Source organism: Streptomyces paromomycinus (genome assembly GCF_003865155.1).
In the GTDB taxonomy this organism is placed as follows: domain Bacteria; phylum Actinomycetota; class Actinomycetes; order Streptomycetales; family Streptomycetaceae; genus Streptomyces; species Streptomyces chrestomyceticus.
Map to the genome: position 1 here is coordinate 9,088,569 of NZ_BHZD01000001.1, position 25,773 is coordinate 9,114,341.

Here is a 25,773-nt window from a genome sequence, read left to right on the forward strand (position 1 = left end):
TCGCGGTGCCGTCGGCGGACGCGGCCGCCGCGCTCATGCCGTGCGGTGGACGGCCGCCTCCGCGACGGCCCTGAGCGTGCGCACCGCGCTGTGCGTGAAGGGCGCCCCGTCCAGGACGTCCAGCGCCTGCCGGTACCGCTCCTCGATCATCCGCTCGACGTCGGCCCGGGCCCCGGTGCTCGTGAGGATGTCGCGGACCTCCGCGGCGCCCGGGTCGTCCAGCCCGGGGTCGCCGATCAGCGCGCGCAGCCGGTCGGCCTGCGCCGGAGCGGCGGCCCGCAGCGCGCGGACGACGAGGCTGGTGCACTTGCCCTCACGCAGGTCGTCCAGGTGTGACTTGCCCATCCGGTCCGGGTCGCCGAACACCCCGAGCACGTCGTCCCGGAGCTGGAACGCCTCGCCGAGGGGCACACCGTAGGCGCTGCAGGCGTCCAGAACCCGCTGGTCGGCGCCCGCGAGGGCGGCACCGACCTGCAAGGGCCGTTCGATGGTGTACTTGGCCGTCTTGTAGCGGACGACGGTCAGCGCCGTCTCCATGCTCACGTCGAGATCGCCGGTGGTCAGCAGGTCCAGGTGCTGGCCGGCGATCAGTTCGGCGCGTGCGAGGTCGACGACGCGCAGTACGGCGACGCGGTGGGCGTCCGGCATGAGCGTGGTGTGCAGCAGCTCGTCGGACCAGACGAGGGCGAGGTCGCCCACCAGAATGGCGCCACTGGTGCCGAAACGGTCCGCCATCTCCGGCAGGGGATGCCGGTCGGCCAGTTGCCGGTGCACCGAGGGCCGTCCGCGACGGCTGTCGGCCGCGTCCATGATGTCGTCGTGCACGAGGGCGCAGGCGTGCGCCAATTCGATGGAGGCGGCCAGCCTGACGGCCTGCGCGGGGTCTCCCTCGCCGCCCGCGGCGCGCCATCCGGCCACGCACAGCAGCGGGCGGACCCGCTTGCCCCCGTCGATGAAGTCGCGCAGCAGGAGGACGAGCGCCGACTGACCGGGCACCTCGGAGGTCTGCGCCCTCTCCGTCAGGAACGAGGACAACAGGTCGTCGATGGCGGCGCGGGGGGCGAAGAACTCGGACTCGACCGGAAGCGTCTCAGTGCGCATCGGAAGGGCGTGTCCCCGCTCCGAGGGCCGACTCGGGCGTGTGCCCGACGAGGTGCGGACCGCTGCCGGACGGGCCGCAGGGCCGCCGGGCCCCCGGCACCGCAAAGCCGCGGTGAGCACGGCCCGACTGGGCCAATGCCGGCGAGGTCTGGGCCGGCCGAACGCGCGTTTTGTTCATTCATCCAATCCTTCGGTCAACTTCTGCCCGTGCTTCCGAACGAAGAGCGGGCCTAGTTGATGTACACCGAAATCCGAGGAAAACATGCCTGTACAGGCGTGTTTTTCCCTATTTGCAGTAAACGCTGGGCGGAGGCAGGGTTCACGCCGCCGTGCCGAGACCCTCGCCCAGCGCGGCGATCACTTCGGGTGCGTGGCCCGCGGCGCGGAGCGGGGCCCGGACGTCGCGTTCCAGGTCGGGGAGGTAGCCGAGGAGCACGTCGGCCGGACCGTGGATACGCACGCCGGAGACCGCCGCGGCGGGCAGCAGGAGCGTCTCGGCCGGGCCGAGGGTCTCCCGCACCGCCCCGCACGTCACCTCCGTCGCGGCGCCGATGTTGCTGAGCACCACGCACGTGTCGAACGCCGGCACGGCGTCCCCCGGCGCCCGCACCCGCCAGTTCTCCAGCGCGAAGTACGGCCCGGCACACAGCATCCGGCGCTCCACCCCGCCCTCCGCCGGCAGCCGCAGCCCGCCGTGGAAGTCCGGACGGTGCTCCGGCTTCCACTCGCACAGCAGCGCCTCGACGTTGGCCCGCCACTGCGCGTCGTCGATCGGCGCGCCGTCCTCCATCCGGTGGCGCATCGCGTGCTGTTGCAGGTCGGAGGTCTGCTCGATCTCGTAGACGAGGGTGTCGGGGCCAAAACTGTGCGGGGTGCCGCCCGGGACGTACAGGGTCTGGCCCGCGCGCACGGGCAGGCGCCGCAGGACCGCGTCGAAGTCCTGGTCGAGCAGTGCCTGCCGCAGCCGCTCGTGGTCCACGCCCGGCCGTACGCCGGCCAGCGCCGTGCTGCCGGGCGGCGCGTACAGGATGTGCCAGGCTTCCGTCTTGCCGTTCGGCTCGCCCTCCCGCTCACGGGCCGCCGCGTCGTCCGGGTGCAGGTGGACCGGCAGGGGCCGGTGCGCGTCGATGAACTTCGTCAGCAGCGGGAAGCGGGGGCCGCGCCAGCCGCGCCCGACCAGCTCGTCGGGGTGGCTCAGGGCCAGCTCCCGCAAGGTGTGACCGGCCAGCGCGCCGTTCAGGACGTGGGAGTGTTCCCCCTCGACATCACTGACCTCCCACGTCTCCGCCACCGGCCCGGCGGGCAGCCCGGTCCGGCCGAGCCGTTCGGGAACGGCCCGGCCGCCGAAGACGTGCTGCTTGACCGGTGTGGTCAGCCGCATCGGATACCAGTTCATCGTTCGAGTACACCCCTGCTTTCCGCGCGTCCGGATTCATTACGCCGACCACTGGCGCGCCCTGGGGCGGGTGCCCTGCGCGGACCGGCCGAATCCCGTACCGGAATCCTGTACCGGAATCCCGTGGCGCCCTGGTCGACGCGGAGTTTCCGGCCGTTCGAAATCGGTCTGTTTACCGGCCGGACCTACGGGCACGCGACTGACTGTCAAGGGAAACGGCTCGACCGAAAAGGAGCGCGACCATGACCGCCGAGAAGAAGACTTCCACGAAGGCCGAGCGCGCCAAGGGCGCGGTGAAGGAGAACGTCGGCCGTGCCGTCGGCAATGAACGCATGACGGCGGAGGGCCGCGCGGAACGCGCCAAGGGCGACATACGCGAGGCGGGCGAGAAGGCCAAGGACGCCTTCAAGCGGTGACGTTGCCGGTGTGACTGCCCCTTCCAGGCGCAGCGTCCTGACGTGACCCTTTGTGCCCCCTGCGCAGTCTTCTGCGCGACCCTCTGAAACACGTACGCGGTGCTGTGCGTACACCTCAGAGTTCCGGGCGGTGGCTCGGCGGAATTCCCGCCGGACCACCGCCCGGCCCATTTCTCCCGGGACCGGATCCGGGGCCTTCCCGCGGAACTCAATGAGCGCGGACGACCAGCCCCGCTTCGTACGCGGAGATGGCCGCCTCCACCCGGTTCCGTACGCCGAGTTTCCCGAGAATCGCGCTGACATGGGCCTTCACCGTGCCCTCCACCAGCCCCAGACGGCGGCCGATCTCGGCATTGGACAGACCCGCGCCGAGCAGGGACAGCACGTCCAGCTCACGTTCCGTCAGCCGCCCCTCGGGCAGCGGCGCGACGGCCCGCCCGGCACCGGCCGGCCGTAGGCCGCGCAGCCCCGCCACGACCCGGGCGGCGACCTTCGGCGACAGATAGGCCCCGCCGGCGGCCACCGCGTGCACCCCGGCCAGCAACTCCCGCGGGTCGTCCGCCTTGAGCAGGAACCCGTCGGCTCCCGCCCGCAGCGCCCGGGTGATGAACTCGTCCTCGCCGAACGTGGTGAGCATGACCACGGCCGTGCCGGGCAGGTCCCGGTAGATCCGGCCGGCCACCGCGATCCCGTCCGGCCCCGGCATCTGGATGTCCAGCAGGGCCACGTCCGGCCGCACCCCGCGCGCGGCGTCGATCGCCTCCTGCCCGTCGGCCGCCTCAGCGACGACCTCGATCGCCCCGTCCCGGTCCAGGATGGCGCGCACCCCGGCACGGACCATCGCCTCGTCGTCAGCCAGCAGTACCCGGACCATCGGCGCAGTCTAACGACGGGCCGGAGGGCCTCGGTGCGGAAGCCGGAGCCCCGGTACGACGATCGGCGAGGGCCCGTCACTTCCGTCAGGGACCCCTGACGGAAGTAAGGGGCCGGATCACCGCCGCACGGGCGACGCGGACCGCGGCCGCAGCTCCCTACGGTCGGAGCACCGCAGACGACTCCGCACCCCGGAAGGACGCACGTGATCACCCTCAGAGGGCTCACCAAACGCTATGGCGGCACCGTCGCCGTCGACGATCTGACACTGGACGTCACCGTGGGCCGGGTGACCGGCTTCCTCGGCCCCAACGGTGCCGGGAAGTCGACCACGATGCGGATGATCCTCGGTCTCGACCGGCCGTTCTCGGGCACCGCGCTCATCGACGGCAGGCCGTACGCCTCGCTGCGCCACCCGGTCCGCGAGGTGGGCACGCTCCTCGACGCGAAGGCACTGCACCCGGCCCGCTCGGCGCGCGGCCACCTCGTCGCGCAGGCCCGCAGCAACGGCATTCCGGTGCGCCGCGTGGACGAGGTGCTGGAGACGGTGGGACTGGCCACGGTGGCGCGGCGGCGCGCCGGGGCGTTCTCCCTCGGTATGTACCAGCGCCTCGGCGTCGCGGGCGCCCTGCTCGGCGACCCGAAGGTGCTGGTCCTCGACGAACCGGTCAACGGCCTCGATCCCGACGGAGTGCGCTGGATACGGGAGCTGGTGCGGGACCAGGCCGCCCAGGGCCGGACGGTGTTCCTCTCCAGCCATCTGATGAGCGAGATGCAGCTGACGGCCGATCACCTGGTCGTCATCGGCAAGGGCAGACTGCTCGCCGACGCGCCGCTGCGGGACCTGCTGTCGGGCGGCTCGGTGGGCTCGGTCCAGGCGTGCGTGCCCGATCCGGAGGACCGGCGCAGACTGGCGGATCACCTCACGGGGCAGGACGGCGTACGGGTGACGGCGGACGGTGCGGAGGACCTCGTCGTCCGGGGCCGTACCGCCCGGGAGGTCGGTGATCTCGCCCACCGGCTCGGGGTACGGCTGCACGGACTGCGCGGCGTCGGCGCCTCGCTGGAGGAGACCTACATGGAATTGACCGCGCAGAGCGTGGAGTACGGCACGGAAAACACGGAAAACACGGGAAACACTGAAAGCACTGAACGCGCCGCCACCCGTTCCGCCCCGGCTCCGGCGCGTACGGCAGGGGGTGTGTGATGTCGGCAGACGTGCCGCCCCGGGCACCCGGACGCGCTCCCTCCCGCCCCGGCGGCGGGGGTTTCAGCGGCGCGGTCGCCGCCGAGTGGACCAAGCTGTGGTCCCTCCGCGCCCCGTACGCATGCCTCCTGGCGGGGACCGCGGTGACGGCGGTCTTCACCTTCTACTACGGCTCGATAGCGCGGATCAACGGCGAGCCGCTCCAGCCGGTGGGCAACGCGCCGGTCTCCTCCGTGGCACTCGTGCAGTTCGCGGTCGTCGTCCTGGCGATGACCGCCGTGACGAGCGAGTACGCGACGGGCAGTGTGCGCACCTCGCTGCTGTGGGTGCCCGTACGGCACCGCGTCCAGCTGGCCAAGTCGCTGGTGACCGGCGCGGTGTCCTTCGCCGCCGGTGTGCTGTGGGGTGTGCTCGGCGTGGCGGTGGCCTGGGTGCCCTTCGGCGGCCACGCCACGTTCACGGTCACCGAGGTGCTCTCCCACCTGCTCGCGATGGGCCTGTACTGCGCCCTGACCGCCGTACTGACCGTGGGCACCGCCTTCGCCCTGCGGCATGCCGCCGCGGTGCTGTCGGTGCTCGCCATCCTCCTCGCCGCCTTGCCGAACATGCTCACCGGCCTGGGAGGCCCCGTACTGCTGACGGTCAACGACTACCTGCCGCAGACCGCGGGCGGTTACTTCATGCGGGGCGGCGCCCCCTACGCCGCGCCGGTCGGGCTGCTGATCGTGCTGGTGTGGACGGCCGCCGCGCACCTGGTGGGCCGGGCGGTACTCGGCCGGCGCGATGCCTGAGTGACGCGCACGGGCCGGAGTCGCGCTGTGCCGTCCGGTCAGCCGCGCTCCGGCTCGGCGGGCAGCACGTCTTTCGCCACCAGCCGCGAACCGGAGTAGCAGAGCCGGTAGACGTCGGCCTCGCCCAGCAGGCTGCCGTTCGACCGGTAGAAGTCGCAGGCGGCTCCGGGCGGGGCGGGCCACGCCCGCATGGCGTCGGACGGGTAGGGGTACGGCCGCTCCGGCAGGACGTCCGCGAAGCGGGCCCGCTCCTCTCCCGTCCGCAGGGCCGCGTAGTCGGCCGGCCGCAGTACGCAGGAGGCCAGCTGATGGGCGAGGAGCGCGGCGGACCCGAGCAGGACCAGTCCGGCTCCGGCCGGGACCGCGAACGCCGAGGCGAACCGCAGGCGGGCACGGCGCCGGGCGGCCGCGAGCCCCCGCGCCGACTCCGGCGCGTCCCCACCGTGCGACGCCGGTTGTGTCCCGGCGGCCGCAGCTACGGTCTCCCCGGCGGTCGGCGGACGGCCCGTACTCACCCGGACCGGCAGGACGGCGACCACCTCGAACCCGCCGTCTCCGCAAGGCTCGGCCCGCAGCGTTCCCCCGACGAGCGAGACGCGTTCCCGCAGACCGGCCAGACCCCGGTTGCCCGTCACCGCCTTCGCCGGACCGCCCTCGGGCGGCGCGGAGTTGGTCACCCGTACCGTCACCTCCGTACCGCGCCTCGCGCGGCCGAACGCTATGCGCACCGCACTGCCGGGCGCGTGCTTGACGGCGTTGGTCAGCGCTTCCTGCACCACCCGGTACACCGCCCGGTCGACCAGTGGCGGAAGCCGAGGTGGCGCGTCCTCCCGGTGCATGTCCACCGCCACACCGGAGGTCCGCACCCGGGCGACGAGGTCGTCCACCGACTCCCTCGGCGCCACCGCCGGATCGCCGTCCGCATCACCCCGCAGTACGCCGATGGTCTCCCGCAGCTCCTCGACCGCGTCAGACACCGCCGCGCGCAGCTCGGCGAGGTCTGCACGGTCCTGGCCGCTCAGCGTCGGGGACAGTTCCAGGGCGCCCGCGCGCAGCGCCACGAGGCTGAGGACGTGCCCGAGGGAGTCGTGCATGTCGGCCGCGATCCGTGTCCGTTCCCGGAACTTGGCCCGGTCGGCGACCAGCCGCTGCTGCTGCTCCAGGACGCGGGCCCGGTCCCACCCGCCGCGCACCAGAGCCTGCCGGGCATGCCAGTACCGGCCGGCCAGCCATGGCAGCACCATCGCCGTGGGAAGCATGGCCAGCGTGTAGAACCACCACACAGGGTCGGCCCGCAGCGCGGCACACAGCAGGAGGTCGGCCGCCAGGCATCCGCCGAACACCAGCAGGGCCCGGCCCGTGCGGTCCGACCGGGCTCCGAGCAGGTACGCCGACACGGCCAGCGCCGGCAGGTAGCCGTTCCCCGGGGTGACGGAACCGGTCAGGCCCAGCGCGCACAGCCCGTTGGCCACGACCACGGCTGCCCCTGGCCACCTGCGGCCGCCCGCCACCGCCGCGGCCAGGACGAGCAGCGGCAGCACCAGTCCCAAGGCGACCGAGGACCGCGGGTGGTCCCGGTAGTCCAGTACGGCGGCCGCCGACAGCACGGCCCACAACGCCGCATCGCGGACGGCCGGGCCCGTCTTGACCCCCATCGCCGCTACGCCCCGGCGTCTTGCGGATACCAGCGCAGTTCGACCGTGTTCCCGTCCGGGTCCAGGACGTACAGGGACTGCGCGTCGCCCCGGGCGCCGTACCGCCGGCCGGGGCCGTCCACGACCGTGAAGACGCCCGAGTCGATGACCTGCTGCCAGTCCAGCGGCTCGACGACCAGGCAGATGTGGTCGACGTTGGACTCGCCGCGGTCCCCTTCGACGAGGTCGATGATGGTCGTCGGGCTGACGCGGGCGGAGGGGAAGGGGGCCTTGCCCGCGCGCCATTCCTCGACGCGTACCGGTTCGAGGCCGAGCGGGCCGCAGTAGAAGCCGAGGGCGCGCTCGGCGTCCGCGACGTTGAGGACGAGGTGGTCGAAGGCGATGACGCGCATGGGGTTCGTCCGTCTCCTGGAGGGTGAAGGGGCTCGTGCGGAGCGGTCCGCCGCTGGTCGGCGGGCCGTGGTGGACGATAGCGGGCGCGTCCGGCCGTGTGATCGGCCGTTGGGTCCGCGTCCGGAGTCCCGGTCGGTTGCGCTGGTGGTCGTAGCCGGTGGCGGACCGGCCGGTGACGCCATTGATCCAGACCAATCGGGACGTTTCTGAATCAACTACAACTTTACCGTCACTTGGTGTTGTTGAGGCTCTGTTTACACCAGCCTCTCAGGCAACAGGCGGCGGCCGTAGACCTGTTGCCGGGTCAACGGCCGCCGCGTGCACGAGGCAAGGCGAGAGGCAGGAACAGAGACATGGCGAAGAACCGCACCGTGCGGTACGGAGGGCGTGCGCTGGTGCTCGCGGCGACGGCCGCGGGCCTGACCGCGGCGATGACCGCGCCCGCAGCGGCGGCCGACGGCCCGGACCGCAAGCAGCTGATAGCCGACTGCGCATCCGGCGCAGGCAAGTGCACCTTTAACGAACCGGTGCTCGGCAAGGCGTACCTGGGCGGCTTCCGGCAGGTCTCCAACTCGCTCCACAACTGCACCACGTCCCCCGCCACCCAGTCGATGGGCTGGTCGGACACGGTGGGCTCCAGCGACTCGGCCGGGGTCTCCGTCACCGCGGGCGGCAAGCTCGCGGGCATCATCGACCTCAGCGTCACCGCCACGTACAGCCACACCTGGTCCAGCTCGCACACCGAGAACAGCTCGCTGAACATGACGGTGCAGCCCGGCGAGGTCGGCTGGATCTCGCGCGCCCAGGTGATGCAGACCGTCTCGGGCACCTGGCAGACCCATTACGACAGCCCCAAGTGGGGGCACTACTACTGGTTCGTCCCGGACACCGTCACCGGCCCGGCCGCCAACGGTACGGACGGCGTCAGCAACGCGGTGGTGGTCAAGACCCGCAAGATGACCGCGTCCGAGAAGGCGTCCTGCTCCACCGGCGCGCACCGGGGAGAGACCTTCCAGCGCAAGCGCTGACGGGCGGCGGCGTGCGGGCACGGCACGGTGCCCGCACGCCTGCGTACGCGCCTCGGAGCCTGTTCGGTGACCCCGGCTCTCAGCCGGCGCCGCCGCCGTCCATGCGCAGCCGTACCAGCTCGTCCAGACGCTCCAGACTGCGGTCCAGCTCGTCGGTGACCGCGTCGGCCCCGGGGTCGTGCTGCTCGTCGAAGAAGGACAGGTGGACCGTCACCTCGCTGGCGCCGCTCCCGATGCCGGCGACCTGGAGCCAGCCGGCGTAGTTGCCGCTGTCCCTGGTGCCCCACTCCAGCCGCATCTGGTCCCGCTCGGCGCGGAAGAGGCCGGCCTCGTCCTCGCCCGTACGGTCCTCGTGCACCGTCACGGCCGGCAGGTCCGCCGCCTCCACGTGCAGTCCCTGCGGCAGCCAGCTGTCGAGTTGTCCCACGACACTGGCCTGGTCGAACACATGCTCAGGCAGTGCGGGCATCGTACGGGAACGCTCGTATTCGCTCATGCCAAACCCATCGTCGTCGCCGGCCTTCCGTGCCCCCTCCGTAAGCGTCTGCCCGCAGAAGGCGGGTGAAGGCCCCACAACCACCCGTTCGCTGTGAACGGGTCCGTCCTTCAGCCTCACCGCCACCGGCCGCGGCGCGGGGCGGCGGACACGGCGGCAACAGGCAAGCGCGGTGTCCGTCCCGGGAAAGACAGGGCGGCCCCGGACGGGTTGACTTCCGGCCACCGACCCCACCCGACCGGACGGAACGCGGAGCACACCATGCCCGAGCAGCCAGGCGACGAGTTCTGGAAGAACCTCCAGCCGATCAAGGACTCCTTCAAGCCGGACGCCCTGCCCGAGGTGTACGTCCCGGACGCGGCCACCGACGACGACCGCTACTACGCCCCCTTCACCGAGACCGTGGGCTCCCGCCCGCTGTGGATCAACGTCAAGGACAACACCTGGTCCGACATCCTGTGCGCCAGGGAGGCGGGGCTGGTCAACCGGCACTACCACCCGCACGAGGTGTTCGCCTACACGATCTCCGGCACGTGGGGCTATCTGGAGCGGCCCTGGACCGCGACGGCCGGGGACTTCGTGTACGAGGCGCCGGGGGAGGGCCACACCCTGGTCGCGTACGAGAGCGAGGAGCCCATGAAGACGCTGTTCATCGTCAAGGGGCCGATCATCTGGCTCGACGAGGCCGGCGAGCCCACCGGCTACTTCGACGTGCACGACTACATCGCGATGTGCCGCGCCCACTACGAGCGGGTGGGCCTCGGCGCCGACTACGTCGACGGTCTGTTCCGCTGAGCGGGCGCCGCCCTTCCCGAGCCGTGTCCGGGCACGGCTCCCGGAGGTAGGCTGCGCCTCCCGGCATGTCCCCGTCCGGCCGGGGCCGCGCCGTCGGACACTCGCTCACGCAAGGAGGCGGAGTTGCCCGGACATCCCGCCGCCCGCTACACCCGTATGTCGACCCGGTCCGTCGCCCCGGCGGACCGGGTGGACCTGTGGGAGGACTACAACCGGCAGGCCCTGGTCGGCCTGCGCTGCTCCCCGCACTCCGAGGACGGCCTGCTGGCCACCCAGACCAACACCGGGCTCGGCAGCCTGCGGCTCGCCGACATCGCCGGCAACGAGCACGTCGTCGAACGCAGCCCGCAGACCTGCCGGACGTCCCCCAAGGACTCGGTCTTCGCCTCACTGCTCGTCTCCGGCCAGGCGGTCTTCCTGCACAGCGGCGGCTGCTTCACCCTCGGCGCGGGCGACCTGGTCCTCTACGACACCCGCCGCTCGTACCTGCTCGGATTCCCCACCGCGATGCGCCAACTGCTGGTGGACGTCCCCCGCGAGGTGTTCACCGAGCGGTGCCTGCCCGGCGGAGTGCCCGTGCCGCTGGTCTTCAGCAGCGGTACGGCGGCCGAGGCGCCGCTCCTGCGCCGCCTCGAAACCGTACTGGCCGCCCGCTTCGGCCGCCCGGACCCCGGCGACCCGGCGGCGGCCGAGCGCCGCGTGCTGGAGCTGGTGCACTGCCTGGCCGTACGCGGCGGCCCGGACGGCGCGGACCGGGGCGCCCGGCTGCTGCTCGCCCGGGACCACATCGACCGGCACCTCGCCGACCCCCGGCTGTGCGCCGCGCACGTGGCGGCCGCGCTCGGCATCTCCACGCGCCAGCTGAGCCGGGACTTCCGGCAGGCCGGCCTGAGCCCGTCCCGCCACATTCTCGAACGCCGCCTGGAACGGGCCCGGCAGCAGCTCCGCGACCCGGCGTCGGCCCGGCTGACGGTCGCGGACATCGCCCACCGCTGGGGCTTCGCCAGCCAGCCGCACTTCACCCGGGTCTTCCGCGAGCACTTCGGCCGGACACCGGGCGAACTGCGCCCGCCCCGCCGGGGCCGGGGCGACGAGCAGGAGAGAGCCCCCCGCGCGGAGAACTGAGTGCGCGGAGGGCAGCGGAACCGTACCGGCCGTCGTGCTTGCCGACCGGTACGGGTCAGGCGTACGGGATCAGTCGTCCGACAGCGGGACGTTGTAGACGACGCGGCCGTTCAGCTCGGGGCGGGGGCGTACGTACTTGCGGTACGGGGATTCGTTGGAGACCCAGAGCTGTTCGGTGGCGGGCCAGTACGAGAGGTTCTCGGCAGCCGCCGGGGTACGGCTCCACACGCGCACGGCACCGCCGGAGTCGCCCCGGTACAGGCAGTAGGGCTCTCCGAACACCCGGCGGGCATCCGGGCACATCGCGGTGAAGTAGAACCGTTCGTCCTGCTGGACGACGCCCTGCGGACCGGCCAGCGGGACACGGTAGCCGGCACTGGCCCGCACCAGGCCGCGCTCGTCGGAGCGCAGGAGGTGGGACGACGGACTCAGCGGCCAGCGCACCACACGGGAGGTCGGCGAGCTGGTCTCGACGGTCACCAGCGACGGCGCGAACGACGAACCGTGGTCGATGGAGGCGCCGCTGAAGCACGGCGTCTCACTCGGCCTGCTCCCGCACCCGCTGCGGCCGACGAAGGAGTACTGCCCGACCTGCGGCAGCGCCGCCGCCTGCCAGTTGGCGCTCACCGCACCGCGGCGCACCCCCACGCGCCCGGAGGACGTGGTGGTGGCCCACAGGTGGCGTACGTCGAAGACGCGCAGCCGCTCGCTGCTGTAGAGGAAGAGGTAGGGGCCGTACCAGGAGAGGGTGTCGCCGTGCCCCTTCAGGGCGGTGAATCCGCCTTGGCCGTGCGGGGCGACGAGCAGGGCACTGCGGTACCGGGGCCGGCCCCGGTCGGTGACGTCCGTGAAGGACACCTTCATGAAGTGGTCGACCTGCTTGGCGCCGCGCCAGGGCCGGTTCGCGGGGTTGCGCGGGGCACTGGGGTGGTCGTAGCTGGACGCCCAGCTCGCGGCGACGATGCTGCGCCCCTGCCAGCGGCCCGAGCGCGGCTCGGCCTCACCGGACCCGGTGAGCCCCTGCGGGACGTACGCCCAGCCCAGGTCGTCCCCCGACCCGCGCTGCCAGCAGAAGCCGTCGGCGCCGGACAGCGGCACCCGGGTGGGACAGCGCGACAGGTGCACCGCCGCCTGGGAACGGGAGTTCAGCCAGGACGTGAGGGAAGCCGGGCGCAGCTGGCGGTGGCGCCGTTCGAGCGCCAGCACGCGCCCGCGGTCCGAGCCGTCGTACCGGAGCTGGAAGCCCTGGTGGCCGATGGGGGTGATGACGCCCCTGGACCTGCCGCCGGGCATGGCCCGCTGCGGGAGCTGCTCGTGGTGGAAGGCCCGCTGCTCGCCCTCGTGGGAGAAGCGCGACGAGTCCGCGGCGGCCGGCGGCGGCTCCTGGGACGTCGCCGCCGGGGCGCCGACCGTGAGGGCGGCCGCCAAGGACCCTACGGCGGCCACCAGGGCTGTACACCGAGAAAACTTCAATTCTACCAGCCACTCTTTCCGCAATTCCGTCCCCGGACCGCGCGCACGGCGGCGCGAAGGCGCGGCGCGGTGCGGATGCGGGGCGGGGGGAGGTGGTTGCAGCGTCATGGGGCTCCCCGAATGGCAGCTCCCTGATCACGCAGAAAGGATTCCACTGATGGGCCGCCTTGGTGGAGTACGTCGGCGTCAACAGGCGCGTACTTCACCCGTACGAGGTATGCGTGGCGAGGGCGACGATGGTGCTGAAACGTTTTCGTCGGAAAATAGGATGAGCTTTTGAAGGAATAATGGGGTGCGCGAATTCTCCGGCACGCTCCAGTGCCCGCGCATTTCCGGCCGGGTACGCGCCGGGAAAGCGCCGCCGCCCCGCGGGCATTCCGCGGGGCGGCGCGTACGGTGCTATCCGGCCGCTCCGGCGCACGCGGGGTGACCCCACCCGTCCGGATTCTTCGCGATCGTCTCGCCCTTGCCGTACGACTGTCCGCACCGGCACTGACCGGGGAACCGCGCCTTGACGGAACCGCCCCGCGGCCGCGGGCTCTTGCCCGTTCGCGCGGACGGGACGCGGGCGGCCGACGGCTGCCGGGACCGCCCGCCGGAGGCCGCACCGGCCGGTTCCGGCGCGGGGAGCGCGGAGCCGAGGGCGCTGCTGATGGCCTGCTGGGTGCGCGCGGTCTCGCTGGCGGCGCCGTCCGCCGCCGCGTTCAGCGGGTCGCCGTCGACCTGGTGGGCCGGTACGTAGACGAACTCCACCGACCGCCCGGTGAGCAGCTCGTCGATGCCGACGATCAGGTCACGGTTGGCCACCGGCTTGCCCGCCGCGGTCTTCCAGCCCTTCTTCCGCCAGCCCGGCAGCCAGGTGGTGACCGCCTTCATCGCGTACTGCGAGTCCATCCGCACCTGGAGCGGCACGGCGGGGTCGGTGGCCGCCAACAGCTCCCGCAGCGCGGTCAGTTCCGCCACGTTGTTGGTCGCGGTCCCCAGCGGGCCGGCCTCCCAGCGCTCCACGGTTCCCGCGCCGTCCCCGACGACCCATGCCCAGGCCGCGGGCCCGGGGTTCCCTTTCGACGCCCCGTCGCACGCGGCTGTGATCTGTTCTGCCATCCCTCGATACTGCCAGTCTTCACGGCCCGTGCTGACCACCGGCCCGTCCGGCACCCGGAGCCCCGGCGGGCAGGCGGCCGGCTGCCCGCCCGCCCACCGGGGCCGCACCGGCTCAGCAGGTGGGGCGCTGCGCGTGGGCCGGGTCGAGGGTGTTCCGGACGAGGCGGGTCGCCGTCCGGTCGTAGGTGATGTTGATGTGGGCGGTGGTGTTGACGAGACAGTAACCCTGGATCGTCTGGTTGCTGACGTTGCGGGCCGGGGCCAGGAACGCCGAGGTGTACGGGGTCACGACCTCGTCGTACCAGGTGGCGATCACGGTGTAGTCGACGCCCGGATCGGTCTCGCCGCCCGCGTTCAGCTCCTTCAGGAAGCGCGAGCCGACGATCTGCTGCTCGCAGGCGGGACAGGCCGCGCCGACGACGGCGTCCGCGCCGGGGACCAGGCGGGCCAGCAGGCCGAGGCCGAGCAGCGAGGTGCCGTGGTTGGACGGGACGAGGGCCACCAGGCGGCCGACCTTCGCCGCCCCGCCCAGGTTCTTGATGTAGTGCCGCGGCATCATGCCGCCCTGCGAGTGCCCGACGATGTCGACCTTGTCCGCGCCGGTCGCCGTCCGCACCCGGTCGACGAACGCGGCGAGCTGACCCGCCGAGGCGGCGATGTCGCCGGTGCCCAGGACCGGGCCCTTGGACCCGCCGTAGTTGAGGGCGAAGACGCAGTACCCGTCGTCCTTGAGCTCGGGGGAGAGGGCGGCCCAGTTGGCGTACCGGTTCTCGAAGGTGCCGTGGACGAGGACGACCGGCCGGGGGTGCGCCCGGCCCGGCTTGCACGTCCAGTCGTCGGCGCCGGTGGGGAGGGCGGTCGGCCGGGTCGTGGAGTAGAGGAAGGCGGACAGGAAGTTGCCCTGCGGCGGGCCGACAGGATCGGCGGTCGTGGAGGCGCCCGGGGCGGTCGGGACGGCGGTCCCGGACGCGGCGGGCGCGGCTCGGCCTGCCGGTGCTTGAGCGGTCGGTGTGGCCTGCGCGGTCGGCGCGGCCCGGCCGCCCGGCGTCTCGGTCGCCGTCCGTGCCGTCGCGGGTGCCGCGGTCGCTCCGGCCAGTACCAGGCCGGCCGCCACCGCGAGCCCGGTCAGCGCGGCGGCCGGCCGCCGCCGGTGTCTTGCGCGCATGGTCCCGTTGCTGCGCATCAGTTGTTCTCCTCATGCCGTGGTTCGGTACGGGCGCCACAAGGGCGGACGCCACGGCGTCGGACCTGCGTACCGGGGCCACATGGTGCGTGCGGGCGGCCCCGGGAAGCTACCGGCGCGTAACGTCGGGACCACGTTCGCGCCGTACGGCCCGTGGCACCAGGGAAAAAGGTGAGGAGAGGGGAAAGGTGTCACCCGCGTGACACTTCCGTACCTCGCCGGGTCAGCCGCCGCAGCGTCCGTGCAGCGGTCCGGCGGCGGTAGGGCATGCGCGACCGTCCGCACAAGGCTGGACCGGCGGGGCCGGGAGAGGGCACGATCCCGGCCCGGGGACGTACCTGTCCCGCCCACGGTCCGGAGGAGGCCCGCGATGCACAGTCCGCCGGGTGACACGTTCGCGCGCGGCCCCTGGCACGAACTGCCCGCGGCGTTCGGCGCGTTGCTGCGGCCCCGGATCGACGCCATCGCCTCCGGGATGGTCGAGGCCATCCGCCAGGAGGTGCCCGCGTACCGGCGCCCGCTCGACTCCTCCGTGGGCCGGGACCTGGTCGCTTCGGTGTGCCGCGCGATGCGTCAGTTCGCGGAGCTGACCGAGGCCCCGGAGAGCGCACAGGACCACCACGCACGGCACTTCCGCCACCTGGGGCGCGTGGAGTTCCTCAACGGGCGCACCACGGACGGGCTCCAGGCCGCCTTCCGGGTCGGCGCGCGGGTGGGCGGCCGCCGGTACGCCGAGATCGCCCGTACGGCCTCGCTGCCCGCCGAGATCGTCCTGCCGCTGCACGAAGCCGTACTGACCCACATCAACGCCCTGTCCAACGAGGCGGTCAAGGGCTTCGTCGCCGCCCAGGCCCACGCGGAGGACGAGGTGCAGCGCAGCCGGCGGGCCCTGGCGCAGGCGTTGCTGGAACAGCCGCACGGCGCGGCCCGCGAACCGCTCGAACCCCTCGCGGCGCGGGCCCGCTGGCCGCTGCCCGCCCAGGTCGCCTGCCTCGTCGTCCGCGGTGCGGCGGGCAGCCGCCGCACCGTGCCGTGGCCGGACGCGCTGGTGCTGCCGCGCGGCGCCGACCTCGTGGCGGTCCTCCCGGAGCCGGCCGGCGGCGGCCCCGCCGGAACCGCGGACGTACGCGCCGCGGCCCGCGGCCGCACCGCGGCGCTCGGACCGGCCGTCGCGCCGCACGACGCCTGGGTGTCCCTCGTCTGCGTACGGCTCGCGCTGAACCACCACCGGGACACGGGCGCGCCGGACGGCGAGTTCCTGATCGTCGGCGACCGGCTGGCCGACGTCCACCTGCTCGGCGGCGCGCCCATCGGACGCCTGCTGGGGGACCGGGCGCTGGGCGTCCTCGACGGGCTGCCCGCGGGCCGGGCGGCACGGCTGGCGGAGACGCTCGAAGCGCTCCTGATGTCCTGGGGCCGTACCGCCCCCGAGGTCGCCCGGTCCCTCGGCATCCACCCGCAGACGGCACGCAAGCGCCTGCGGCACCTGGACGTGCTCTTCGACGGCCGGCTCGCCGACCCCGGATTCCGCTTCGAGGCGCTGCTGGCGCTGCGTACCCGGGCGCTACGGGGCTGACACCGGCTCCGGGCCGTGCGGGCCGCCGTGCGGACGGGACGGCCCGGAGCTCACTCCTTCAGCGGGTCGTGGCCGATGTCCATCAGGCCGTGGCGCCAGTCCGCGCCGCCGGCCTTCGGGTCCGTGCCCTCCGGGTGCTGGCTGCCGACGATCTCCACGACGCGGCGCATCGCCTCGGCGTCGCTCCCGGTGAGGTCGGTGCGGCGCTTGCCCAGGATCTCCAGCACCTGCCGTCCCAAGGGCCGCCCGGCCCGGTCGGGGACCTCCTCGCTGTTCTCGCCTGCGGCCTCGACGCTCAGCCATTCCCGCAGCTCACGCGAGGTCATGTTGACGGCCTTGTGGAACTCGTCCCACAGCCCGTCGTCGATCTGCGCTGTCATGGACGCCTCCTGGAGATCGTTTCGAACGTACGCACACTGGGTGTCCGGTGGCCCGCCCGCACAAACCCGGCCCTCACCCGCGCAGCCCCACCAGCACCGGCCGGTGGTCGCTGCCGAGGCGGTCCGGGAGCACGGTGGCCCCCGTGGCGCGCAGCCCGCGGACCAGCACGTGGTCGATGCGGACCAGCGGGAACGCCGCGGGCCAGGTGAAACCGGGGCCCCGCCCGGCGTCGTGCTGGGCGGAGACGAGCTGCCGGGCCAGTGGCGCCAGGCCCCGGTCGCGCAGGCTGCCGTTGAGGTCGCCCAGCAGCACCACGCGCGCGGCCCGGTCCGCGCCGATCCGGGACGCCAGCTCGGCCGCGCTGCGGTCCCGCGCCTCTACGGTGAAGCCCGCGTCGGCACGGACCCGCACCGACGGCAGGCGCACGGCGTAGAAGACGGTGTCGCCTCCGGGGGTGCGGATCAGGGCCCGTATCGCGTGCGGCCAGGCGCCGCCCAGATCCAGGGGCGCCACCTCGCTCACCGGGTAACGCGACCACAGGCCCAGGGTGTTCGCCGTGGTGTGGTGGGGGTAGGCCGCGCCGAGCGCCTTCTCGTACGCGGGCAGGGCGGAGGCCGGGACCTTCTCCAGCGCCACCACGTCGGCGTCCGTGCCGGTCACCTGCCGGGCGATGTCGGCGGGGGAGGTACGGTCGCCGCCGACGTTGTATGTCAGGACGTGGAAGTCGGCCCGCGCCCCGTCCCCGCCCGGAAGGTATCCCGGCAGGAACTGACAGGCCCACACCACCGCGGGCACCAGCGCCGCGGCCACCCCCACCACGGAGCGCCGCAGCGCCGCCCACCCGAGCAGGACCGGGACCGCGGCGCCGAACCAGGGCAGCGCGGTCTCGACCAGGCTGCCCAGGTGGCCCGGCGTGTCGGGCAGCTGGCCGGGGAAGGCCAGCAGGGCGGCGAGGAGCAGGGCCGGTACGGCCGTCAGGAGGCCGGGCCGCCGGGCCCCGGGGGCGCCCCGGGCCCGGCCTCGCCGTCGGTTCACCGACGCCGTCCGTCCGTACGGTGCGAGAGGCAGCGCCAGCCCGCGACAGCGAACCCGACCGCGGTGCAGCCGGCCCCCAGGAGCCCCGCGCAGATCAGCCCGGTGGCGGCCGGCGGCGACAGGGCGACCGCGGTCACCACCACCGTCGGGAGGACGGCCACGGCGAGCAGGGCGCGGAGGCCCTCCGCCACGCCGGTGGGGTGTCCGGACGAGCCGGTTGCGGTCTTGCGCTGGGACTGATGCATGGTGCTTCTCCTCGGGTACGGGCCGGAGCCGTTCTCGGGTGACGGCTCCCGGACGCCCGGGACGCCTCCGGGTGGTGTCCCGGGCGTCCGGGGGCCAGGCGTCTAGGCGGCGTTCGCAGGGCGGTGCTCGGCGGGCAGCAGCAGGACGCGGTCGTCGGCGTCGTACTCGTACAGCTCCGCGTAGCGGCCCCAGGTGACCGCCGTGGCCAGCTGCCGGCGCGCGGCGTGCTCGGGGACGTGGCCGCAGAGCCGGCCGACCAGGTACGGCTCGCGCAGCCGCCCGCCCGCCGAGGCCAGCAGAAGCGTGCGGATGGTGGCGATGAGCGGGACGTTGGCGAGGGCGGCGGCCGCGAACAGGTGCTTGCGGGGGAGGATGTCGGCGCGCGCGAAGCCGCGGCCGGTCACCGTCAGGTGCAGCCGGTTGGCGGTGAGCTTGGCGTAACCGAGCAACTGCGCCGCCTCGACCAGCGGCATCAGGTCGTCGACCGCGTACGACAGCGCGTCGGCCAGCGCCGCCAGGTCCGTCGAACCGCCGCGGGTGTCCAGGAACTCCAGCAGCCCGGTCAGGGCTTCCACGGAGACGTCCGGCAGCGGACCGGCGGCCCGCAGCGGGTCCTGGGCGGCCGCGGCGTCGGACGCTGCCCCGGTGCGCCGGCCGGTCAGCGCCTCGTACGCGTCCTCGACCAGCGCCTCGAAGCCGGGGTCGCGGCGGTCGCGGGGGTGCGGCAGGGCGACGCGCAGCTCGGCCTTGACCCGGCCCGGGTCGGTGTCGAGCACGAGAATCCGGTCGGCGAGCTGGACGGCCTCCTCGATGGAGTGGGTGACCAGCAGGGCGGTGCGGGTGGGGGAGTCGGGGTGGGCGAGCAGGTCCAGCAGCTCGTTGCGGAGGGTCTGCGCGGTCAGGACGTCCAGGGCCGAGAACGGCTCGTCCATCAGCAGCACGTCCGGCTCGACGACCAGGGCGCGGGCGAAGCCGACCCGCTGCCGCATCCCGCCGGACAGCTCCTTGGGGTAGGCGTTCTCGAAGCCGTCCAGGCCGACCATGTCGATGGCGCGCAGCGCCCGGCCCCGCCGTTCGACGGCGTGCACGCCCCGGGCCTGGAGGCCGAGTTCGACGTTCTGCTGCACCGTCAGCCACGGCATCAGGGCGAAGGACTGGAACAGCATCGCCGTACCGGGGTTCGGGCCGGTGACCGGCTTCCCGCGGTAGTGGACGGTGCCGCCGGAGGGCGTGAGCAGCCCGGCGACGTGGCGCAGCAGCGTCGACTTGCCCGAGCCGGACTTACCGAGCAGGGCGATGACCTCGCCCTCGTACAGGTCGAAGGTCACGTCGTCGAGGACCGGCAGGACGCCGCCGGAGGGGGCGGGGAAGGTCTTGCGGAGGTTGCGGACGCTGATGACGGAGGTGTTCACGGTGATGCTCCGAGGTGGTGTGAAGTGGTGAGGTGGTCGGCGGCGGCGGCGGCCGGGGCGGGCCGGTGGCCGGGTGCGGCGGGGCAGCGGGCAGCAGGGCCGTGGGCGCCGCTACAGCGCGCAGCGCTTCATCGCGAAGCGGTACAGCCGCCGCCAGAACAGCCGGTTGATGACGACGACGTAGACGCTCATCAGGACGGCGCCGAGGAAGTTGCGGGCGAAGTCGCCGTCGGTGGTGGCTTGCTGGATGTACGCGCCGATGCCGAACGCGGTGAGCGTGGTGGTGCCGTAACTGACGGTCTCCGCCTGGATCGAGGCGTTCCAGGCGCCGCCCGACGCGGTCAGCGCCCCGGTGACGTAGGACGGAAAGACCGCCGGCAGGATCAGCTTCCGCCAGCGCAGCCACCCGCGCAGCCCCAGGTCGGCGGCGGCCTCGCGCAGGTCGCCGGGGATGGCCCCGGCCCCCGCGATGACGTTGAACAGCACGTACCACTGGGCGCCCAGCGCCATCAGGACGATGCAGCCCCAGTTCAGCGAGATGCCGGAGGCGCCCAGCACCACCACCGCGAGCGGGAAGACGAAGTTGGTGGGGAAGGAGGCCAGGACCTGCACGACCGGCTGGGCGATCCGGTTGACCTTCGGGTTCATGCCGATCCACGCGCCGATGGGCACCCACACGACGGTCGAGAAGGCGACCAGCAGCAGCACCCGGCCGTAGGTGACCAGCGCCAGCAGTGCGTCGTGGCCGATCTCCGGCAGCGGCACATGGGCCAGGACGTAGGAGAACGCTTTCCACACGATGGCCGCGACGGCCGCGGTGCAGAGCACGGTGAAGGCGATGTCCGCCGCCCTGCGGCGCGCGGCGTCGTGCCGCAGCCGCCCGCGGGCGGTGCCCAGCACCCGCATGGCCCGGTCCAGCCGCTCACCGGCCGGGCGCAGAGCGCGCGCCAGACGACCGGGCAGGGTGGAGCGGCGCAGCAGCTGCAGGAACCAGCTACGCGGCTGCTCCGCGATCTCGCACTCCTCGGTGCGGAACCGCTCGGCCCAGGCCGTCAGCGGCCGCCAGAAGAAGAAGTTGACCGACACCACCGTCACGATCATCACGCCGACGGCCAGTGCGACCCGGGCGCCTTCGCCGTCGTCCAGGGCCTGGGCCACGTACGAGCCGATGCCCGGCAGGGCGTTGTCGCGGTGGTTGACACTGATCGTCTCGGAGGCGCTGAGCGCGAACCAGGCGGCACCGAAGCTGATCATGCCGTTCCAGACCTGGGAGATCATGCCGCTGGGCACGTCCAGCTTCCAGAACCGCTGCCACCGGGTGAGCCCCATCAGCCGGGCCGCCTCGTCCAGCTCCCGTGGCTGGGTGGCGAGCGACTGGTAGAAGGCCAGCGCCATGTTCCACACCAGCGCGGTGAAGACGGCGAAGACCGAGGCGCACTCCAGGCCCAGCGTGGAGTGCGGGAACAGGGCGACGAAGCCGGTGACGGTGATGCTGAGGAAGGTCAGGACCGGTACGGACTGCAGGATGTCGATCGCCGGGACGATCACCTTGGCGGCCCGCCGGGAGCGGGCGGCCCAGGTGCCGAACACGAAGGTGAAGACGACCGCGGGCACCAGTCCGGCGAACATCCGCAGGATGGAACGCGCCGCGTAGTACGGCAGATTTCCGGGATCGGTGGAGACGGCCGGCGGGTTTCCGGGACGGAAAGGCTGGTCGGTGGTGGCCCCGACGCGGACCACGAGGTAAAAGAGCGCGACGACGCCGCAGATGACGAAGAGATCGACGGGGCGCATTCGGGCAGCGCGTATCGCGCCGCCGGACGGGAACTGGCGGAGTTTCGTCATGGAGGTACCCGAGAGAATTCGTGCGGGCAGGCCGGTGCGGCGGCGAAACGGTCGCCGCGGGGCGGGCACGCTGCCCGGCAGGCGGATGCCGCGGGCCGTACGGCCCGGTCAGCGGGGAGGGCGGCCAGCGGGACTGGGAGGATCGCCGTACTGCACAACGACCACCTCCTCGAATTCTTCGGCACGGGGCGGCACGGCCTCGGACGGCCGGCGCCGAAAAGAATGATGGCACGCAATGCGCGGCCTGGTCAAAAACTCGCGTGGGATTTCCGTAAAGCTGAAAGCCTCTTCAGGAAATCGGCGTACGGCAGCTTCGGGAAGAGTCCGGTGAAAAGAATCCGTAATTCCTGAGGAGGCGTTCAGGATTCACCTGGCGGGGGGCTCGGGAAGTTCTGAAGACGCGTTCAGAATTCACCCGCGCGGGGCCCGCTCCGCCGCACGGAGGCCGAGCCGGGACCGGTCCGGGGCCGCGGCTGACCCGGACCGGCCCCCGGGGCACCGGCGACCCTCCGGGTGATGGGACAATGGCGGTGATGATTAAGGAAGACCACCGCAGCGAGAACCAGACCGACCCGGCCGCCTCCGAGGAAGCCGAGGCGGACACCGTACGGCGGCAGGCCCGGCTGACCCTGGCGGGCCAGGCCCGTGACGCCGACGAGCTGAAGATGCTCTTGGAGATGCTGGGCCTGCACCCCTCCCAGGAGGGCGAGAGCTGAACGGGTGCGCGGGCGGGCCCGGCCTGGTGACCGGACCCGCCCGCGTGCCGTCCGCTCGGCGCGGTGCGGGGATCAGCGCCCCTCGCGACGCGGGGATCAGCGTCCTTGCAGCGCCTTGACGTTGTTGCCGAACGACCACGCCTTCGAGCCGTCCCAGTTCAGCGACCAGGTCATCAGGCCCTTCAGCCCGCCCCGGTAGGTGTTCCACGCCTGGCTCACCAGCCCCGGCGACATGTAGCCGCCGCCCGCTCCCGGCTGCGCCGGCAGGCCGGGTACCTGCTTGTCGTACGGGACCTTGACGGTGGTGCCCTGGATGACCAGCCCCTTGTTCAGGCAGTCCGTCTGCTTCGTGAAGCCCTGGACGGTACCGGCGGAGTACGCGTCGCCGGAGCAGCCGTACATGCTGCCGTTGTAGTACTGCATGTTGAGCCACCAGAGGCGGCCGTTGTCCGCGTACTTCTTCACGATGGGCAGGTACGCGCCCCAGATCGAGCCGTACGTCACGCTGCCGCCGGTGACGTAGGCGGTCTCCGGGGCCATCGTCAGGCCGAAGTTCGACGGCATCCGGGCGAGCACGCCGTCGATGATGCGGATCAGGTTGGCCTGCGAGGCCGAGAGCGTGTTGATGTTGCCGCTGCCGGTGAGACCGGTCTCGATGTCGATGTCGATGCCGTCGAAGTTGTACTTCTTCAGGATCGGCACCACCGTCTCCACGAACCGGTCGGCGACCTTGCTGGAGCTGAGGTCGATGCCGGCCGCGGCGCCGCCGATGGACATCAGGATCGTCTGGCCCGCCGCCTTGGCCTCGCACATCTCGGCGGGCGTCGCGACCTTCACGGTCGCGTCCATGCCGTCCTCCCACAGGACCGTGCCGTCCGAGCGGATGACGGGGAAGGCGGCGTTGAGCACGTTGTAGCCGTGCGCGCCGATCCGGGAGTCGGTGATCGGGGTCCAGCCGAACGGGGGGTGGACGCCGTTGGCGGCGCCGTCCCAGTTCTCCCAGTAGCCCTGGAGCACCTTGCCCGCGGGCTTGGACTTGACCGGACAGGTGGTCTCCCGTGGTGCGGCGCCCGGCGCCGCGGCGGTCAGCAGTGAGACGGCACAGGCCGACGCCAGGCCGATGCCGAGCAGGCGGGACGCCCGACCGAACATGGTGTGCTCCTTTCCGGCCGTGGCGTGGCCGGGGGGACGGAGGAGGGGGAACGGTGGAGCGCGGGGCGGGGACGCGTGGTGCTGGTGGAGCGCGGGGCGGGGACGCGTGGTGCTGGTGGTGCGCGGGGGGTGAATGGTGCACTGCACGGTGCGTTGCCCGAACCGTAGGGTCACCCATGGAGACCGTCAATAGGTCTGGACCAACTCGGTTCGGGGCCGGTACGGGCGGTACGGGGCGGGCGCGCCGCCCGTGCGTCACGACCGGGGCAGCGCCGGCTCCCCCTCACCCGCGGCCGACAATCCGCCGTCCCCGCCGTCCCCGCCGCCCCCACCGTCCCCCTCCCGCGGCTCCTGAAGGGACGTCGGCAGGTCACGGACCCGCCGCAGCGGCGAGCAGAGCAGGAACACGGCGGCCAGCGGAATCCCCGCGGTGGTGATCCAGATGGCCGCACGCAGGCCGAGCGCGGAGCCGAGCGCACCGCCGAGCAGCGCGCCGAGCGGAATCGTGCCGTAACCGAGGAAGGTCGAACCGGCGGTGACCCGGCCGAGCAGCTGCGGCGGGCAGTACCGCTGCTGGAACCCCGCCTTGATCACGTTCCCGGCCACCACTCCGGCCGAGACGCAGCAGCCGCCCGCGACGAAGAACACGACTCCGGCGCCGTCCGTGGTCAGCGGGATCAGCAGCGCGAACAGCGCCAGGCCGAACTCGAACAGCAGCGTCGCGCGGGCCGTCCCCACCCGCACGGCGGCCCGGCGGGCGAGGAAGGCGCCCACCACGCCCCCGGCGCCGGTCGCCGCGACCAGACCGCCGACCGCCGCGGGGGACAGGCCGACGGTCTGCACGAGGAAGATCACCAAGACGGCCTGGTACCCCATCAGGGCCAGGTTGGAGGCGGCGCCGAACAGGGTCAGCGTACGGAGCCAGGGATCACCGGCGATCAGCCGCAGTCCTTCGCCGACCTCTGCGACGAGCGCTCCCGGGCGCCGCTCCGTCCGTTCGGCGCGGGGCTCGCGGTGCCGGATGCCCGACAGGCACAGCAGCGCCACGAGGAAGGTCGCGGCCTGGGCGAACATCCCGTTCACCGCCCCCGCCGCCTGCGTGATCAGGCCGCCGGAGCCCTGCCCGGCGACCTGCGCGGCGGACGCGCTGCCGTGCAGCTTGGCGTTGCCCTCGGCCTGGTCGTCGGGGGCCAGGATGCTGGGCAGGTAGGCGGTGTAGGCGGTCTGGAAGAACACCGTCGCCGTACCCGTCAGGAGGGCGACGGCCAGCAGCAGGCCCGTACTCAGCAAGCCGCACCACGCGGCCACCGGCACACTGGCGAACAACGCGCACGCGACCGCGGCGGCGGTCATCATGACCGGCCGGCGCCGCAGCCGGTCCACCCACGCGCCCACCGGCAGACCGATGACCAGCCACGGCAGCCAGGCGGCGGCGCTCAGCATCCCCACCTCGAAGGCCCCGGCGTGCAGGGTGGACACGGCGACCAGCGGCATCGCCACCCCGGTCACCGAGGCGCCGAACTTGCCGGCGGTCTCGCCGCACCACAGCAGCCGGAAGTCGCGGTGGCGCCGCAGCAGACTGCCGCGCCTTGCGGTGTTCCGCTTCACGCGTCGCCCCGCTCTCTGCGCGGGAAGGACTGGAGCTGTACGACGACGGGGAGCGCGTCCGGCGCGGCGTCGGCGTCCGGGGCGGGGGTGTGGCGCGCGACGACCTCGAACAGTTCGGCGTTCAGTGCCTTGAGCTGCGCGGGGGACAGCCGCAGATCGTGCCAGTCCGCGACGGTGCCCGCCTGCCGCCAGGTCTGGTCCCAGTCCTCGGCGACGTAGTCCGTGACCCGGTTGAAGTACTGCTGCACGAGTTCATGCAGATAGACGGAGAGGGCGCCCCGGGAATCGGGGTCGTCGTGGAAGTCGGCGGTATGCAGATCGTTGGTGACATCGACCCGTTTCCACCAGCGTTCGCGTTTGGTGCCGCGCCCGGTCTCCTCCTCGATGAAGCCGTGTTCGGCGAGGTGGCGCAGGTGCCAGCTGACGGTGCCGGTGTTCTCCCCGAGGCGTTCGGAGAGCCGGGCGGAGGTGGCCGGGCCGTCGAGGGTGAGCAGTTCGAAGATACGCATCCGCAGCGGGTGGGCCAGCCCGCGCAGACTGCGGGCGTCCAGGCGGCGGGCGGGGCGGGAGTGCGCGGGGCCGGTGGCGGCGCTGTGCTCCGGGGCGGGTTCGGGCTGGGCGGACATGGCAGCAGCATAGGTTGCAGAGGATTCTCTGCACAGTGGTTACAGAGAACTCTCTGCATGTTTCGGGCTGGGCCTTCAGGGGGTGCGGGCCGCGCGCCGTACGGGGCGTGCGGGGCCTGCGCGCCCATACAAAAACCCCG

At 72.9% G+C, this 25,773-nt stretch carries 25 protein-coding genes; 8 read left to right on the forward strand and 17 right to left on the reverse strand.

Going from position 1 to position 25,773, the window contains the following annotated elements; genetic code table 11:
* Positions 1 to 33: 33 nt before the first annotated feature.
* Positions 34 to 1,101, reverse strand: coding sequence for a polyprenyl synthetase family protein (locus OEIGOIKO_RS38600; protein WP_125057945.1), 1,068 nt, complete (start codon positions 1,099 to 1,101; stop codon positions 34 to 36).
* Between the two features lie 319 nt (positions 1,102 to 1,420).
* Complete coding sequence (locus OEIGOIKO_RS38605) at positions 1,421 to 2,497, reverse strand: type I phosphomannose isomerase catalytic subunit (protein WP_125057946.1); 1,077 nt, start codon at positions 2,495 to 2,497, stop codon at positions 1,421 to 1,423.
* A 242-nt stretch (positions 2,498 to 2,739) separates the two neighbouring features.
* On the opposite strand from OEIGOIKO_RS38605, the gene OEIGOIKO_RS38610 reads away from it, so the two are divergent.
* Positions 2,740 to 2,913 (forward strand): CsbD family protein, encoded by a 174-nt coding sequence (locus tag OEIGOIKO_RS38610; protein WP_031000187.1) that lies wholly within the window; start codon positions 2,740 to 2,742, stop codon positions 2,911 to 2,913.
* 208 nt (positions 2,914 to 3,121) lie between these two features.
* Here OEIGOIKO_RS38610 and OEIGOIKO_RS38615 read toward each other — a convergent pair whose 3' ends face one another.
* Positions 3,122 to 3,787 carry a response regulator gene (locus OEIGOIKO_RS38615; protein ID WP_125057947.1) on the reverse strand — a complete coding sequence of 222 codons (666 nt, stop codon included), beginning with the start codon at positions 3,785 to 3,787 and terminating at the stop codon, positions 3,122 to 3,124.
* A gap of 204 nt (positions 3,788 to 3,991) precedes the next feature.
* Here OEIGOIKO_RS38615 and OEIGOIKO_RS38620 point away from each other — a divergent pair, with 204 nt between their 5' ends.
* Together OEIGOIKO_RS38620 and OEIGOIKO_RS38625 are read left to right on the forward strand one after the other, a co-directional pair.
* A complete protein-coding gene (locus OEIGOIKO_RS38620; RefSeq protein WP_125057948.1) occupies positions 3,992 to 4,993 on the forward strand; it encodes an ATP-binding cassette domain-containing protein in 1,002 nt (333 codons plus the stop codon).
* Positions 4,993 to 5,784 carry an ABC transporter permease gene (locus OEIGOIKO_RS38625; RefSeq protein ID WP_125057949.1) on the forward strand — a complete coding sequence of 264 codons (792 nt, stop codon included), beginning with the start codon at positions 4,993 to 4,995 and terminating at the stop codon, positions 5,782 to 5,784. Before OEIGOIKO_RS38620 ends, OEIGOIKO_RS38625 begins: the two co-directional genes overlap by 1 nt.
* 38 nt (positions 5,785 to 5,822) lie before the next feature.
* On the opposite strand, the gene OEIGOIKO_RS38630 is transcribed toward OEIGOIKO_RS38625, so the two are convergent.
* Both OEIGOIKO_RS38630 and OEIGOIKO_RS38635 read right to left on the reverse strand, forming a co-directional pair.
* Complete coding sequence (locus tag OEIGOIKO_RS38630) at positions 5,823 to 7,439, reverse strand: sensor histidine kinase (protein ID WP_125057950.1); 1,617 nt, start codon at positions 7,437 to 7,439, stop codon at positions 5,823 to 5,825.
* A 5-nt stretch (positions 7,440 to 7,444) separates the two neighbouring features.
* Positions 7,445 to 7,831, reverse strand: coding sequence for a VOC family protein (locus tag OEIGOIKO_RS38635; RefSeq protein ID WP_125057951.1), 387 nt, complete (start codon positions 7,829 to 7,831; stop codon positions 7,445 to 7,447).
* A gap of 354 nt (positions 7,832 to 8,185) precedes the next feature.
* Here OEIGOIKO_RS38635 and OEIGOIKO_RS38640 point away from each other — a divergent pair, with 354 nt between their 5' ends.
* The gene (locus OEIGOIKO_RS38640; RefSeq protein WP_125057952.1) at positions 8,186 to 8,860 is read left to right on the forward strand and encodes a hypothetical protein; all 675 of its coding nucleotides are present in this window, start codon (positions 8,186 to 8,188) and stop codon (positions 8,858 to 8,860) included.
* 79 nt (positions 8,861 to 8,939) lie between these two features.
* Here the strand turns inward: OEIGOIKO_RS38640 and OEIGOIKO_RS38645 are convergent, their stop codons facing one another.
* Positions 8,940 to 9,356, reverse strand: a complete 417-nt coding sequence (locus tag OEIGOIKO_RS38645; RefSeq protein ID WP_125057953.1) for an SRPBCC family protein — start codon at positions 9,354 to 9,356, stop codon at positions 8,940 to 8,942.
* 261 nt (positions 9,357 to 9,617) lie between these two features.
* On the opposite strand from OEIGOIKO_RS38645, the gene OEIGOIKO_RS38650 reads away from it, so the two are divergent.
* Both OEIGOIKO_RS38650 and OEIGOIKO_RS38655 read left to right on the forward strand, forming a co-directional pair.
* Positions 9,618 to 10,151 carry a 2,4'-dihydroxyacetophenone dioxygenase family protein gene (locus OEIGOIKO_RS38650; protein WP_125057954.1) on the forward strand — a complete coding sequence of 178 codons (534 nt, stop codon included), beginning with the start codon at positions 9,618 to 9,620 and terminating at the stop codon, positions 10,149 to 10,151.
* Positions 10,152 to 10,274: 123 nt separating this feature from the next.
* Positions 10,275 to 11,276 (forward strand): helix-turn-helix domain-containing protein, encoded by a 1,002-nt coding sequence (locus OEIGOIKO_RS38655; RefSeq protein ID WP_125057955.1) that lies wholly within the window; start codon positions 10,275 to 10,277, stop codon positions 11,274 to 11,276.
* 69 nt (positions 11,277 to 11,345) lie between these two features.
* Here OEIGOIKO_RS38655 and OEIGOIKO_RS38660 read toward each other — a convergent pair whose 3' ends face one another.
* From OEIGOIKO_RS38660 to OEIGOIKO_RS38670, 3 genes are all read right to left on the reverse strand, one after another.
* On the reverse strand, positions 11,346 to 12,722 hold the full coding sequence (locus OEIGOIKO_RS38660) for a hypothetical protein (protein ID WP_125057956.1): 1,377 nt from the start codon (positions 12,720 to 12,722) through the stop codon (positions 11,346 to 11,348).
* Positions 12,723 to 13,148: 426 nt separating this feature from the next.
* Entirely contained in the window at positions 13,149 to 13,853 is a 705-nt protein-coding gene (locus OEIGOIKO_RS38665) for a ribonuclease H family protein (RefSeq protein WP_125057957.1), read from the reverse strand.
* A gap of 112 nt (positions 13,854 to 13,965) precedes the next feature.
* On the reverse strand, positions 13,966 to 15,036 hold the full coding sequence (locus tag OEIGOIKO_RS38670) for an esterase/lipase family protein (protein WP_125057958.1): 1,071 nt from the start codon (positions 15,034 to 15,036) through the stop codon (positions 13,966 to 13,968).
* A gap of 370 nt (positions 15,037 to 15,406) precedes the next feature.
* Between OEIGOIKO_RS38670 and OEIGOIKO_RS38675 the strand changes: the two genes are divergently transcribed.
* On the forward strand, positions 15,407 to 16,612 hold the full coding sequence (locus tag OEIGOIKO_RS38675; protein WP_125057959.1) for a helix-turn-helix domain-containing protein: 1,206 nt from the start codon (positions 15,407 to 15,409) through the stop codon (positions 16,610 to 16,612).
* Positions 16,613 to 16,662: 50 nt separating this feature from the next.
* Here OEIGOIKO_RS38675 and OEIGOIKO_RS38680 read toward each other — a convergent pair whose 3' ends face one another.
* The 5 genes from OEIGOIKO_RS38680 to OEIGOIKO_RS38700 form a co-directional block, all read right to left on the reverse strand.
* A complete protein-coding gene (locus tag OEIGOIKO_RS38680) occupies positions 16,663 to 16,992 on the reverse strand; it encodes a DUF3140 domain-containing protein (RefSeq protein ID WP_125057960.1) in 330 nt (109 codons plus the stop codon).
* A 73-nt stretch (positions 16,993 to 17,065) separates the two neighbouring features.
* Positions 17,066 to 18,028: an endonuclease/exonuclease/phosphatase family protein gene (locus tag OEIGOIKO_RS38685; protein ID WP_125057961.1), complete on the reverse strand. Its 963-nt coding sequence runs from the start codon at positions 18,026 to 18,028 to the stop codon at positions 17,066 to 17,068.
* Positions 18,025 to 18,273: a hypothetical protein gene (locus OEIGOIKO_RS38690; protein ID WP_125057962.1), complete on the reverse strand. Its 249-nt coding sequence runs from the start codon at positions 18,271 to 18,273 to the stop codon at positions 18,025 to 18,027. The genes OEIGOIKO_RS38685 and OEIGOIKO_RS38690 overlap by 4 nt, the downstream gene beginning before the upstream one ends.
* A 102-nt stretch (positions 18,274 to 18,375) precedes the next feature.
* A complete protein-coding gene (locus OEIGOIKO_RS38695) occupies positions 18,376 to 19,686 on the reverse strand; it encodes an ABC transporter ATP-binding protein (RefSeq protein WP_246177847.1) in 1,311 nt (436 codons plus the stop codon).
* 111 nt (positions 19,687 to 19,797) lie between these two features.
* Entirely contained in the window at positions 19,798 to 21,531 is a 1,734-nt protein-coding gene (locus tag OEIGOIKO_RS38700) for an ABC transporter permease (protein ID WP_125057964.1), read from the reverse strand.
* 533 nt (positions 21,532 to 22,064) lie between these two features.
* On the opposite strand from OEIGOIKO_RS38700, the gene OEIGOIKO_RS38705 reads away from it, so the two are divergent.
* Positions 22,065 to 22,247 (forward strand): hypothetical protein, encoded by a 183-nt coding sequence (locus tag OEIGOIKO_RS38705; protein ID WP_125057965.1) that lies wholly within the window; start codon positions 22,065 to 22,067, stop codon positions 22,245 to 22,247.
* Positions 22,248 to 22,343: 96 nt separating this feature from the next.
* Here the strand turns inward: OEIGOIKO_RS38705 and OEIGOIKO_RS38710 are convergent, their stop codons facing one another.
* The 3 genes from OEIGOIKO_RS38710 to OEIGOIKO_RS38720 all read right to left on the reverse strand — a co-directional run bounded on the left by OEIGOIKO_RS38710 (position 22,344) and on the right by OEIGOIKO_RS38720 (position 25,633).
* Positions 22,344 to 23,399, reverse strand: a complete 1,056-nt coding sequence (locus OEIGOIKO_RS38710) for a chitinase (RefSeq protein WP_125057966.1) — start codon at positions 23,397 to 23,399, stop codon at positions 22,344 to 22,346.
* A 255-nt stretch (positions 23,400 to 23,654) separates the two neighbouring features.
* Complete coding sequence (locus tag OEIGOIKO_RS38715; protein ID WP_125057967.1) at positions 23,655 to 25,007, reverse strand: MFS transporter; 1,353 nt, start codon at positions 25,005 to 25,007, stop codon at positions 23,655 to 23,657.
* Complete coding sequence (locus OEIGOIKO_RS38720) at positions 25,004 to 25,633, reverse strand: ArsR/SmtB family transcription factor (RefSeq protein ID WP_125057968.1); 630 nt, start codon at positions 25,631 to 25,633, stop codon at positions 25,004 to 25,006. The genes OEIGOIKO_RS38715 and OEIGOIKO_RS38720 overlap by 4 nt, the downstream gene beginning before the upstream one ends.
* Between the last annotated feature and the right edge of the window lie 140 nt (positions 25,634 to 25,773).